Source organism: Solirubrobacter ginsenosidimutans, from assembly GCF_027587205.1.
This window is the reverse complement of sequence record NZ_JAPDOD010000060.1, coordinates 14,041-26,940: the sequence shown is the minus strand read 5'-3', so window position 1 is coordinate 26,940 and position 12,900 is coordinate 14,041. Positions and strand designations below refer to the sequence as shown.

The window sequence follows — 12,900 nt, the reverse complement described above, 5'->3', positions numbered from 1 at the left end:
CGAACGCTGTCATGCAGATCGCCGCCCTCCTCCTCAGCGCCGTCCTGGCACAGGCCGCTCCCACCGCCACCACGGGCGGTGCAGAGTCTGTGACCACGGGCTCGGCCGCCGTCACCGGCACCCTCAACCCGGGCGGCGACGCCACCACCTACCAGTTCGAGTACGGCACATCGTCGTCCTACGGGCTGACGACGGCCGCGGTGGACGCGGGCTCCGGGACCACCGACGTCAGCGCGCGGGCGACGCTCTCGAACCTGACGAACAACACGACCTACCACTTCCGGCTCGTCGCCACCAACGCGGCGGGTGTGGCGCGCGGGTCCGACAAGACCTTCAAGACCGCGTCGCCCGCGGCCGCTCCGTCGATCAGCAGTCGCGCGGCCACGGCGGTCAGCGCGCTGGGGGCGACCCTCAACGCGGGCGTGAACCCGCGCTCGCTGGCCACCACCATGCACTTCGAGTACGGGACCTCCACGGCCTACGGTGCGGCGACGCCTGAGCAGACGGTCGGCGCCGGCGGATCGACCGTGTCCGTCTCGGCCACGATCGGCGACCTCAAGGCGGGGACGAAGTACTACTTCCGCGCCGTCGCCACCAGCCCGGCGGGCATCGCCCGCGGCGGCAGCCGCAGCTTCACGACGCCCAAGGCGCCCACCGGCGTCGCGATCACGCCGTCCACGATCCGCCCGGTGTGGGGCAGCGGGCTGACGATCGCGGGCAGCGTCAGCGGCGCCGGCTCGACCCCGGTCGCGCTCGAGAAGCAGGATTGGCCCTACAGCGCCCCGTACGCCCAGATCGCGACCGTGACGGCGAACTCGGGCGGCGCGTTCAACTTCACCGTGCCGGCGCTCCTGCTGACGACGCACCTGCGGGTCGTGACCCGCACCGCGGTGCCGGTCTACAGCCCGGTCACGACCGCCTCGGTGGCGGCCAAGGTGGGGCTGAAGACCAAGCGCCTGCGCGGCAAGCGCGTCCGCATCGAAGGCGCGATCTGGCCGGCCGTCCCGAATGGGCGCGTCTCACTCCAGCGCCAGACGGCCTCGGGCAAGTGGGGCTTCTACAAGCGCGGGACGGTCAGCGCCCTCGACGCCACCCGCTCCCGCTACCGCATCTCGGCAGTCTCACGCCGCACCCGCGCGACCAACTACCGCGTGGTCGTCATCGCTCGCAACGGCGGCGCCAACGTCCCGGGCACCTCCCGCACCCTCACCGTCCCGAAAAGATAACCCCCACCTAAGGGGTCTGGCCCCTTATCCGCGCTTTAGGTTTGAGCCCGCCGTCGAAACGGCTCTGCGGCGGGATCGAGCACCTAAAGGGAACCTAAGGGGTCTGGCCCCTTAGGTGGGCCTTAGGTTGTGGCGGGCGTCTTTTTGGAGGTGGAGCTCGCGGTCGAGGGAGCGCATGAGCGTGAAGCGGTCGGTGCCGTCCTCGGGGTAGACGGCGTAGGAGACGGTGAGTGAGACGGGGCCGTCGCCTGGGTCGACGTGGGTGGCCGCGGTGCGCAGGGCCTCGGCGAGGCGCCGGGCCGCGTCCGAGCCCGCGCCCGGGGCGACGAGGGCCAGTTCGTCGCCGCCGATGCGGGCGAGGCAGTCGCCCGCGCGGACCGCCGCCGACGTGTGGGCGGCGACCTCGCGCAGGACGCGGTCGCCCGTGGTGTGGCCGAAGCGGTCGTTGATCTGCTTGAAGGAGTCGACGTCGGCGAGCAGCAGCGTGAAGCGTTCGCCGGTCGCGAGCGCGTCGCTCAGCGCCTCGTCGAAGCCGCGCCGGTTCGTCAGGCCCGTGAGCGGGTCCACGCGCGCCATCCGGTGCTGGTGGCGCTCGGCGCTCACCAGGCGCCGCTTGAGGAACTGGATCACGGCGAGGACGCCGGCGTACGCCACGGCGTAGCCGATCGAGCGACCGAGCATCAACTGGTGCTTGCTCGCGGTCGTCACGAGCGGCGAGGCGTAGGTCGCGACCTCGAGCACCGCGAGCGGCAACGCGTACCGCAGCGGAAAGAAGTACGCGACGTAGAGCATCGGCAGCACGAGCACCGGCGCCATGTAGGACTCGGCGCCGCCGGTCAGCCACAGCGCGACGATCACCAGCGGTTGCAGCAGCGCCACGGCCACCGCGTGTCCGGCGAGGGACACGCGCTGCCAAGGGATCAGGCGGGTGAGGCAGCCCACCCCGTAGACGACCGTGAGGGCGACGAGCCCCCAGAACAGCACGGGATGGGCCTTGGGCGACTCGGGCAACAGCCGGCCCACGACAGCCACGCCGACGCCGGCCAACCAGAGCAAGCCTGAAACCGGTCCCATGAGGCGGCGCTCATCGTCCACGCCCCCGTAGTCGGCGGGTTACGCGTCTTCTTCAGGCCCGTCGTCAGCGTCCGGGATGAGCCAAAGCGCTGCAAGTGGCGGCAGCGTGACCTCCGCGGAGAACGGCTGGCCGTGCCAACCGATCGCCTCGGCATCGACGCCGCCCATGTTCCCGACGCCGGAGCCGCCGTAGTACGTCGCGTCGGTGTTGACCGCCTCGCGCCAGCGGCCGCCACGTGGCAGCCCGATGCGGTAGTTGTCGCGCACCGCCGGTGAGAAGTTGCCGACGAACAGCGCGACCCGCTCGGAGTCCTTCGTGCGCCGGGCGAACGCGATCACGTTGTCGTCGGCCGCGTTGGCCTCCGTCCACCAGAAGCCGTTGCCGTCGAAGTCCATCTCCCACAGCGCCGGCTCGGCCTTGTAGGCGGCGTTCAGGTCACGCACGAGCGACTGGATGCCCGCGTGCTCGGGGTTCTCGAGCAGGTGCCAGTCGAGCGAGCGGTTCTCGCTCCACTCCACCTCCTGCGCGAACTCCTGGCCCATGAAGAGCAGCTTCTTGCCGGGATGCGCCCACATGTAGGCGTACAGCGAGCGCAGGTTCGCGAGCTTCTGCCAGCGGTCGCCGGGCATCTTCGTCAGCAGCGAGCCCTTGCCGTGCACCACCTCGTCGTGCGACAGCGGCAGGATGAAGTTCTCCGTGAACGCGTACACGAGGCTGAAGGTCAGCTCGTGGTGGTGGTAGCGCCGGTAGATCGGGTCGTGCTGGAAGTAGGCCAGCGTGTCGTGCATCCAGCCCATGTTCCACTTGAAGCCGAACCCGAGCCCACCGAGGTACGTGGGCCGTGAGACACCCGGCCAGGCCGTCGATTCCTCGGCGGCGCTGATCACGCCCGGCGAGCGCGAGTAGACGACCTCGTTGAACTCCTTCAGGAACCCAACGGCGTCAAGGTCCTCGTTGCCGCCGTACTGGTTCGGCACCCACTCGCCCGCTTCGCGCGAGTAGTCGAGGTAGAGCATCGACGCGACGGCGTCCACGCGGATGCCGTCGGCGTGGTACTCCTCGAGCCAGAACAGGGCGTTGGAGACGAGGAAGTTGCGGACCTCGTGGCGCCCGTAGTTGAAGACCAGCGTGCCCCAGTCCGGGTGCGCGCCGCGCCGCGGGTCCGCGTGCTCGTACAAGGCGGTCCCGTCGAAGCGCGCCAAAGCGAAGTCGTCGCGCGGGAAGTGCGCCGGGACCCAGTCGAGGATCACGCCGATCCCGCTCTGGTGCAGGCGGTCGACGAACTCGCGCAGGTCGTCGGGCGATCCGAACCGCGGCGTCGGGGCGAAGTACCCCGTCACCTGGTAGCCCCAGGACCCGGTGAACGGGTGCGCCATCACCGGCAGCAGCTCGATGTGGGTGAAGCCCATGTCCTTGGCGTAGGCCGACAGCTCGTCGGCCAGCTCGAGGTAGGTCAGCGCGCGATTGCCCTCGAGCGGGTTCAGCCGCCAGGAGCCGAGATGGACCTCGTAGATCGACATCGGGCCCTCGAGCGCGCTGGACTCGCGCCGCTCCGCCACCCACGCCTCGTCCAGCCACTCGTGCTTGGGGTCGTGGACGACCGACGCGGTCTTGGGCGGGAGCTCGGTCTCGAACGCGACCGGGTCGGCCTTCAAGCGGATCTCGCCGTCGGGCGCGAGGATCTCGTACTTGTAGTGCGCGCCCTCGCCCACCCCGGGCAGGAACAGCTCCCAGACGCCGGAGGAGCCGAGCGAGCGCATCGGGTGGATGCGCCCGTCCCAGAAGTTGAAGTCGCCGACGACCGAGACCGCCCGCGCGGACGGCGCCCAGACCGCGAAGGCCGTGCCGACGACGCCGTCGAGCTCGCGCACGTGCGCGCCGAGGCGGTCCCAGAGCTCCTCGTGGCGCCCTTCGCCCAGCAGGTGGACGTCGAGCTCGCCGATCGTCGGCAGGAACCGGTACGGGTCGTCGATCGTGATCGTGCCCGAATCGCCGTAATTGACCTCGAGCTGGTAGGCGTAGGGCAGCTTCACGCCCTTGAGGTGCCCTTCGAAGATGCCGCCCGGATGCACCTGCTCGAGCGCGGAATGCTTGCCGTCGGGCGCCACCACCTCGACCGTGGAGGCCGCCGGCCGGAAGGTCCGGACGACCACGGAGCCGTTCTCGGGGTGCGCGCCCAGGTAGGCGTGTGGATTGGCGTGCTGGCGGGCGATCAGTTGGTCGGCGTCACTCATGTGCACTCCTACTCCGAGTCGAGGAGCCGGACGATCCCCGCAACGGGGATCGCGACCCAATCGGGACGATTGTTGAGCTCGTACCGCAACTCGTATACGGCCTTCTCGAGCTCGAAGACCGCGAGCAGCTGGTCCGTGGCCTGTTGGCCAGGGGGCAGGAGAGACGAGTCCACAGCTTGGTGGTACCCGGTGAGGAACCGCTCACGCGCGGCCTGCTCCCAGCCCTCAGGCGTCTCGACTCCGCGGAGGATACGCGCACCCGCCGTCACATACGAGAAGGAGCGCAGCATGCCCGCCACATCGCGCAGCGGCGAGCGCTTCAGGCGCCGCTCGGGCAGCGGCCGCGCGGGCTCGCCCTCGAAGTCGAGCACCACCCACCCGCGCTCGCCGAGCATCGTCTGGCCGAGGTGCAGGTCGCCGTGGGTGCGGATGACCTTCCCGCCGGCATTGACGTGCGAGAGCGTGGAGAGCTTCTCGCGCACGTCCTGGCCGCGGCCGCGGATCGGCGCCGTCGCCTCGGTCTCGGGCAGATCGAGGAAGACCCGCTCGATCTGCTCGTCGACGTCCGCGGTGAGGATCGAGAGCGCCTCCATCGACGGCTCGTCGGGCGAGAACGCGGGATCGGAGTTGTCCGAGCCCAGCGCCGCGTGCAGCTCGCCGATCACGACCCCGAGCGCCTCGAGCTTGTCCAGCAGCGCGTCCGGATCGGTGGCGAGCTCGTCCAGCGCGAGCTCCCAGCCGTCGCGAAAGCCCAACAGGAACTCCTGCAGGATCCCCAAAGTGGCGTCGATCAGGCGCCCCTCGACCTCGTACCAGCCGGCCAGCGAGGCGATGTGCGGGAAGCCGTGGGCCGAGAGGAACCGCAGCAGTTCGAGCTCCGGGTTCACGCCCGGCTCGACCTTGCGGAAGGCCTTCATGATCAGCTGATCGCCGAAGACGATCGAGGAGTTGGACTGCTCCACGCCCACCGGGCGCACGTCGACCGTGCCACCTAACCCAGCGGCGGCGTTGGGGGCCCAGCGGAAGATGAACTCGTCCTGACCGACCTGGAACTCGCTGTTGGAGCGCATCCGGTGCAGCAGTTCGCGCCCCGCGGCCGGATCGGCGAGCGCGTCGTAGACCGTCCAGCCGTCGGCCTCGACGATCACGCGCTCGCTCCAGCCCTCGGACACCGGGCGCAGCCCGAGCGGGACCTGGTAGGTCTCGTGCGTCCCCGTGGGGAACCGTGCCTCCACCAGGCACAGCACCAGCACCGGGGACTCTTCGCGCAGCGTCACGCGGTCGACGATCTCGATCGAGGCGACCTCGCGGGTCTTTGAGGCGAACCAGCGCTGGGCGACGATCCAGTCGTTCAGCACCTGGTCGTCCAGGAAGGAGAGATCGGTCATTCAGGCTCGTCCTTCACGAGCTGGAACCAATAGAAACCCCGGGGCGCCAGCGTCAGCAGGTAGGGGAGCTCGCCGATGCGCGGAAAGCGCGAGCGGCCGAAGATCTCCACCGGCGAGTAGCCGCGGTAGGCCGAGAGGTCCAGCTCCACCGCCTGCGCGGAGCGCGCGAGGTTGTGCACGCACAGCATCACGTCGCCCTCGTAGGAGCGGATGTGCGAGAAGATCCGGGAGTTCGACGGGGGCAGCGGCTCGTACGTACCCAACCCGAAGACCGGATGCTCCTTGCGCAGCGAGATGAAGCGCCTCAGCCAGCGCAGCAGGCTGTACGGCTGGCGCATCTGGGCCTCGACGTTGACCGCCTGGAAGCCGTAGACCGGGTCCATCAGCGGCGGCGCGTAGAGCTGGGCGAAGTCGGCGCGGGAGAAGCCGCCGTTGCGATCCGACGTCCACTGCATCGGCGTGCGCACGCCGTCGCGGTCGCCGAGATAGACGTTGTCGCCCATCATGATCTCGTCGCCGTAGTAGAGGACCGGCGAGCCGGGCAACGAGAACAGGATCGCGTGCAGCAGCTCGATCTCGTCGCGGCCCGCGTCCAGCAGCGGTGCCAGCCGCCGGCGGATGCCGACGTTGATCTTCATCCGCGGGTCCTTGGCGTACTCCGCGTACATGTAGTCGCGTTCCTCGTCGGTGACCATCTCGAGCGTCAGCTCGTCGTGGTTGCGCAGGAACAGGCCCCACTGGCAGTTGTCCGGGATGTCCGGCGTCTGGCGCAGGATCTCGTAGATCGGGTTGGCCTCCTCGCGCCGGACCGCCATGAACATGCGCGGCATCACGGGGAAGTGGAAGGCCATGTGGCACTCGTCGCCGTCGCCGAAGTACTCGACGACGTCGGCCGGCCACTGGTTGGCCTCGGCCAGCAGCACCCGGTCGGGGTAGTTGGCGTCGACCTCGGCCCGCACCCGCTTCAGGTACGCGTGCGTCTCCGGCAGGTTCTCGCCGTTGGTGCCCTCGCGCTCATACAGATACGGCACGGCGTCCAGGCGGAAGCCGTCCATGCCGAGGTCCAGCCAGAAGCGCAGCGCCTCGAGCATCGCCTCCTGGACCTCGGGGTTGTCGAAGTTGAGGTCCGGCTGGTGGCTGAAGAAGCGGTGCCAGAAGTAGGCCTGGGCCTGGTCGTCCCACGTCCAGTTGGACACCTCGGTGTCCGTGAAGATGATCCGCGCGTCCTCGTACTTGTTGGGCGTGTCGGACCAGACGTACCAGTCGCGCTTCGGGCTGTCCGGGCTCGACCGCGCCTCCTGGAACCACGGATGGTCCGACGACGTGTGGTTCATGACGAGGTCGGCGATCACGCGGATCCCGCGCTGGTGGGCGGCTTCGATGAAGTCGCGGACGTCGTCGACCGTGCCGTAGTCGGGCTGGATCTGAAAGAAGTCCGAGATGTCGTAGCCGCCGTCGCGCAGCGGGGACTTGAAGAACGGCAGCAGCCAGATGCAGTCCACGCCCAGCCATTGCAGGTAGTCGAGCTTCTCGGTGAGGCCGCGGAAGTCGCCCGAGCCGTCGCCGTTGGCGTCGAAGAACGCCCGCGTGTGGATCTCGTAGAACACCGCGGTCTTGAACCACAGCGGTTGGGCTTCGAACCAGTGCCCGGGGTCGTTGCGCGTGCCGGTGGCCATGTGAGTTAGAGCACCTTGAGGATGTGGGCCTGCTCGCCCCACGGCTCGAGGCGGACGTAGTTGGCCCCGATCCGCCAGTCGTAGTGGGCCCCGGTCATCAGGTCCTCGACGACGAAGACCGGCGCGGTGCCGAGGTGGGCGGGGATGGTGACGCTCCCGACCTGCGCGTCGTGCGGGTCGAGATTGACGACGCAGATGATCGTGTTGCCCGGCTCCTGCTTGGCGTAGGCGAGCAACTGGTCGTTCTGCCCCTCGAGCCAGAACACGTTCGAGAGGTGCTGCAGCGCGACGTTCTCGCGCCGGATCTCGTTCATCCGCCGGATCATCGGCAGCAGCGGGCCGTCGAGATCGCGCTGGCGGATCTCGTACTTCTCTGAGTTCATGTACTCCTCGGAGCCCTCGCGCACCGGCACGTTCTCGAAGTTCTCGAAGCCGGAGTAGATGCCGTAACTCGGGCTCAGGGTCGAGGCGAGGACGAGGCGGGCGACGAAGGCCGGCGGACCGCCATGGACGAGGTACGCGTGCAGGATGTCCGGCGTGACCGGGAAGAAGTTCGGCCGGAAGTACTCCTTCTCCTCGCCCCAGGCGAGCTCGTTGAAGTACTCGATCATCTCGTGGCGCGAGTTCTTCCACGTGAAGTACGTGTAGGACTGCGTGAAGCCGAGCTTGCCCAGCTCGCGCATGACCGCGCGGCGGGTGAAGGACTCCGCGAGGAAGACCACGTCGCGGTCGACCTTGTGGATCTCGGAGATGATCCATTCCCAGAACGGGAACGGCTTCGTGTGCGGGTTGTCGACGCGGTAGAACTTGATCCCGGCGTCGACCCAGTGCAGGAAGACGTCCAGCCAGGCCTGCCACAGGGACTCCCACTCCGGCGTGTCCCAGTTGAAGTTGTAGATGTCCTGGTAGCGCTTGGGCGGGTTCTCGGCGTACTTCAGCGTGCCGTCGGGGCGCTGCTGGAACCACTCCGGGTGCTCGGTCAGCCAGGGGTGGTCCGCGCTGGCGTTGAGCGCGATGTCCAGTGCCACGTCCATCCCGTGGTGGTGGGCGGTCCGGCAGAGGTCGCGCACGTCCTGCTGGGTGCCGAGCTCGGGGTGCACGGCGAAGTGCCCGCCCTCGGCGCTGCCGATCGCGTAGGGCGAGCCGGGGTCGTCCGGGCCGGCGACGAGCGTGTTGTTGCGGCCCTTGCGGTTCTTGACGCCGATCGGGTGGAATGGGAGCAGGTAGAGCACGTCGAACCCGAGGCCGGCGATCTCCGGGACGCGTGCCTCGACCGCCTTCAACCCGCCCCAGGAGCGCGGGAAGAGCTCATACCAGGCGCTGAAGCGGGCGCGCACGCGGTCGACCTCGAGCGGGATCGCCGGGTCGAGCGCGGTCACGCCTTCGCGCTCGGAGAACGTCTCCATCGCGTCGAACAGCTCCGGCCCGAGGGCGACGTCGAACTTCTGCGCGAACGGCGCGCCGGCGTCCGAGAGCACGTGGAGCGCGTGCTGGATCGAGCCGCGGCCATCGCCCTCGGCCCGCTCCAGCGCGGCGGCGAGGAGCACGACGCCCTCGGAGATCTCGCCCGAGAGGTCCTCGTCGAGGTTGGCCTCGACCTTGCGCCGCAGCTCGTCGTGGTAGGTCGCCCAGCGGTCCGTCCACGCCTCGAACGTGAACTCCCAGCGGCCGGGCGTCTCGACCGTGAACTCGCCCGCCCAGCGCACGCCGTTGATGTGGGCGTCGACGGTGTGGAGCTCGTTCTCGAGCCATCGTCGCCCATCCGGGGCCCGGTATTTCACGACCGCGCGGAGCTTCTCGTGGCCGTCACGGAAGATATCGGCGGAGACGGCGACCGTGTCGCCTACGGTGCGCTTGACCGCGTACCGCCCACCATCGAGGACTGGCGCCGGCTTTGCGATCCTGATCCGGCTCGGAGCTTCGCTGCGCTTCGGTGCGGGCATCTCGCCGTGGAGTATCCGACAACTGGATCACATGAACCTCTCTCGTACCTCCGGGGTGCAGCTGCACCCGACCTCATTGCCGTCCGGACGCCTCGGTCCGGACGCCTACGCCTGGGTCGATTGGCTCGCTTCGGCGGGTCAGACGTGGTGGCAGATGCTCCCGCTCGGGCCGCCGGACGAGCACGACTCCCCCTACAAGTCGGCGTCGGCCTTCGCCGCCTCGCCGAAGCTGCTGGGCTCACCCGGGGCTCCCGTCAGCGCGGCGGAACGGATCGACTTCCGCGATCGTGCCGCCGACTGGATCGAGGACTGGCTCGCGTTCGCGGGTGAGGACGCGATCGACGACCAGGTGCGCTTCGACCGCGAGTGGACCGCGCTGCGGGCCCACGCCGCCGAGCGCGGTGTGAAGCTGATCGGCGACATCCCGATCTACGTCGCCGCCGGCTCCGCCGACCAGCTCGCCCACCCGGAGATCTTCAAGGCGGGCGCGGTGGCGGGCGTGCCGCCGGACGCGTTCACCGACAAGGGCCAGCTGTGGGGCAACCCGCTGTATGACTGGCGCGAGCTGCGCAAGCAGGGCTATGGCTGGTGGACCGCGCGCTTCAAGCGCGTCTTCGAGCTCTTCGACCTCGCCCGCATCGACCACTTCCGCGGCTTCGTCGCCTACTGGGCGGTGCCCGCGGACGCCGAGTACGCGCTGGAGGGCGCGTGGAAGCGCGGCCCGGGCCGCGCGCCGTTCGACGCCGCCCGCGAGGCGCTCGGCGAGCTACCCCTGATCGCCGAGGACCTCGGCGTCATCACTCCGCCGGTGACGCGGCTGCGCGAGTCGCTCGGCCTGCCCGGGATGTCCGTGCTGCAGTTCGGCTTCACGCCCGGCGAGGAGCACACGGTCCACGTGCCGGAGAACAACTCGGCCGACCAGGTCGTCTACACCGGCACCCACGACAGCGACACGATCCGCGGCTGGTATGAGTCGATCAGCCCCGCCCAGCACGCCCTCGTCGACGCCGCCCTCGCGCGCCACGGGATCGAGGACGAGCCCAACTGGGCGCTGATCCGGCTCGTCTTCCGCTCGCCGGCGGTGATCGCGATGATCCAGATCCAGGACGCGCTCGGACTCGGCTCCGAAGGCCGCATGAACCAGCCCGGCAGCGTCGGCGCCTGGGGCTGGAAGCTCTCCGAGCTGCCGAGCGCCGACGTCGCCAAGCGCCTGCGCGCGGCGTCCGAGGAGGCCGGCCGGACCTGAACGCCCGCGAGCGTCGAGTTTCGCGAGCTGTACGCGAGAAACTCGACGCTCACGCGTCGCGTGCCGACCGGGCGCGCTCGACGAGGGTCTTCGGGGCGACCTCGGCGTAGGCGTCCTCGATCGCCCCCGCGATCTCGTTCCAGTCCAGGCCGCGGTTGAGGTGGACGCCGATCCAGCCGCGGTGACCGACGTACGGCGGGCGGAAGTAGTGCTCCGGCTCGCCCGCGATCAGGGCCTCCTGCATGCCTTCAGGCGCGGCGCACCAGAGGGCGAGGCGACCGTCGCTGTGGTGGTCGTCGAGGTACATCACGAACGTCTTCTTGCCGCGGACGAACCAGGTCGGCGAGCCGTGGCTGAGGCGCTCGGTGACCTCTGGCAGGGCGAGACAGAGCTCGCGGACACGGTCGAGCTCGGTCATCGCTTGTCAGTATGCGAACTACTCCGCACCTGGGCGCGCGGCGTCCGGACGCGATCGTCCGTTCTACGGTTCGATGTGCCTGAGTGCGCACGCTTTAGCGTCGGGCCATGGCCCGCGCTCTCGTCGCGTTGCTCGCGGTGCTGCCGCTGGCCGCGTCCGCCGCGCCTGCCATCGCGGACCCGTCGCCCGTGGAGCAGTGGGCCGCGTCGCCGCAGACCGTGCTCGACCTGCCCGGGGCGTGGAAGCTCTCCCAGGGCGCGGGCGTCATGGTCGCCGTGGTCGACTCGGGCATCCGGCTCAGCCACCCCGACCTCGCCCCGAACCTGTGGACGAACCCCACCGAGATCCCGGGCAACGACAAGGACGACGACGGCAACGGCTACGTCGACGACATTCATGGCGTGGACCTTACGGGTGAGCACTCACTCAATGACCAGGACGGACACGGGACGCACGTCGCGGGGACGATCGCGGCGGCGCAGAACGGCCAGGGCGTCGTGGGGGTCGCGTACAAGGCCAAGCTGATGACGGTCCGGGTCCTCGACTCGCGCGGGTCCGGCTCGACCAAGATGCTGGCCGACGGGATCCGCTACGCCGCGGCCAACGGCGCGCAGATCATCAACCTCAGCCTTGAGACGACGGCCGACGACCCCAAGGTCCGCGCCGCGGTCAAGGAGGCGGCCGCCGCGAACGTCCTGATCGTCTGCTCGGCCGGGAACATGGGCCGCAACGTCGACCGCCGGCCGCTGTACCCGGTCTCGATCCCCTCGGACAACCTCGTCGGCGTGGCCGCCACCGCACCCGCCGACGACGGCGAGGCGATCCCCCAGTTCTCGAACTTCGGCCCGCTGACCGTTCCGGTCGCGGCGCCGGGCGAGGGCGTCGTCTCGACGGCGAAGGACGGAGGCTATGAGACGCGCTCGGGCACCTCGATGGCGGCGCCGCACGTGTCCGGCGTCGCGGCGCTGATGGCGTCGGTGGCGCCGGGGCTCTCGGCCCAGCAGCTGCGCGGCCTGCTGCTCGAGCACGCGGTCCGCCCGCCGACCCCGGGCAAGCCCGGCTACGTCGACGCGCTGGGCTCGGTCCAGGCCGCCGCGCAGGACGCTCGCGCGGCGATCTCGACGCTCGGCCAGACGCCGACGGTCCGCATCCTCTCGGCCAAGCGGCGCGGCCGGGTGATCCGCGTCCAGATGACCAAGAGCGGCGCCGTGAGTGACGTGCGCGTGCGGCTCGACGGCGAGGAGGTCTCGGTGCTGCGCGGCAAGCGCTCCCCGCTGACGCTCGTCCTGCGCAACTTCAAGGGTCACCAGTTGCTCGCGGAAGGCCTCGACGCCTCCGGCCGCCGTATCGCCTCCGCCAAGGCCCGCGTCGGCGGCACCTCGCCCGCGCCGGCCACGATCGCCCTCAGCGGGTCGACGGTCGCCGGCGCGGCGGTCGCCGAGGTCCTGGACGCCCGCCCGCACGCCACCCGCTTCACGCTCGTCGGCGGCGGGACCGACATGGGGATCGCCGACGCCGCGCGCGGGATCGTGGACGCCGGACTCGTCGACCGCCCGCTGACCGCGAGCGATCCGGCCGGCCTGACCTTCACGCCGCTGGCCGGGAGCACCACGCTGGGCTTCGTCACCCGCGGCGCCCCGCAGCCGGATCTGGCCCGGATCCTGCGCTGGATCGCTGCCTCCGCCACGCCCTGA

9 protein-coding genes are annotated in these 12,900 nt (G+C 69.9%); 3 read left to right on the top strand and 6 right to left on the bottom strand.

Annotated features, from left to right (window positions below):
- Nucleotides 1-11 precede the first annotated feature (11 nt).
- Complete coding sequence (locus tag OM076_RS38210; RefSeq protein WP_270045445.1) at nucleotides 12-1,226, top strand: phage tail protein; 1,215 nt, start codon at nucleotides 12-14, stop codon at nucleotides 1,224-1,226.
- Nucleotides 1,227-1,337: 111 nt separating this feature from the next.
- Here OM076_RS38210 and OM076_RS38205 read toward each other — a convergent pair whose 3' ends face one another.
- The 5 genes from OM076_RS38205 to OM076_RS38185 are packed head-to-tail and all read right to left on the bottom strand — an operon-like array spanning nucleotide 1,338 to nucleotide 9,542.
- The gene (locus OM076_RS38205) at nucleotides 1,338-2,300 is read right to left on the bottom strand and encodes a GGDEF domain-containing protein (RefSeq protein ID WP_270045444.1); all 963 of its coding nucleotides are present in this window, start codon (nucleotides 2,298-2,300) and stop codon (nucleotides 1,338-1,340) included.
- Between the two features lie 39 nt (nucleotides 2,301-2,339).
- On the bottom strand, nucleotides 2,340-4,535 hold the full coding sequence (gene glgB / locus OM076_RS38200; protein ID WP_270045443.1) for a 1,4-alpha-glucan branching protein GlgB: 2,196 nt from the start codon (nucleotides 4,533-4,535) through the stop codon (nucleotides 2,340-2,342).
- Nucleotides 4,536-4,543: 8 nt separating this feature from the next.
- Nucleotides 4,544-5,923, bottom strand: a complete 1,380-nt coding sequence (locus OM076_RS38195) for a maltokinase N-terminal cap-like domain-containing protein (RefSeq protein WP_270045442.1) — start codon at nucleotides 5,921-5,923, stop codon at nucleotides 4,544-4,546.
- Nucleotides 5,920-7,599, bottom strand: a complete 1,680-nt coding sequence (gene treS / locus OM076_RS38190; protein WP_270045441.1) for a maltose alpha-D-glucosyltransferase — start codon at nucleotides 7,597-7,599, stop codon at nucleotides 5,920-5,922. Before treS ends, OM076_RS38195 begins: the two co-directional genes overlap by 4 nt.
- Before the next feature lie 5 nt (nucleotides 7,600-7,604).
- Nucleotides 7,605-9,542, bottom strand: coding sequence for an alpha-1,4-glucan--maltose-1-phosphate maltosyltransferase (locus tag OM076_RS38185; protein ID WP_270045440.1), 1,938 nt, complete (start codon nucleotides 9,540-9,542; stop codon nucleotides 7,605-7,607).
- Nucleotides 9,543-9,573: 31 nt separating this feature from the next.
- Here OM076_RS38185 and OM076_RS38180 point away from each other — a divergent pair, with 31 nt between their 5' ends.
- Nucleotides 9,574-10,788: a 4-alpha-glucanotransferase gene (locus tag OM076_RS38180; RefSeq protein ID WP_270045439.1), complete on the top strand. Its 1,215-nt coding sequence runs from the start codon at nucleotides 9,574-9,576 to the stop codon at nucleotides 10,786-10,788.
- 49 nt (nucleotides 10,789-10,837) lie between these two features.
- On the opposite strand, the gene OM076_RS38175 is transcribed toward OM076_RS38180, so the two are convergent.
- Nucleotides 10,838-11,206, bottom strand: coding sequence for an MmcQ/YjbR family DNA-binding protein (locus tag OM076_RS38175; protein WP_270045437.1), 369 nt, complete (start codon nucleotides 11,204-11,206; stop codon nucleotides 10,838-10,840).
- Between the two features lie 107 nt (nucleotides 11,207-11,313).
- Between OM076_RS38175 and OM076_RS38170 the strand changes: the two genes are divergently transcribed.
- Nucleotides 11,314-12,900, top strand: coding sequence for a S8 family serine peptidase (locus OM076_RS38170; RefSeq protein ID WP_270045436.1), 1,587 nt, complete (start codon nucleotides 11,314-11,316; stop codon nucleotides 12,898-12,900).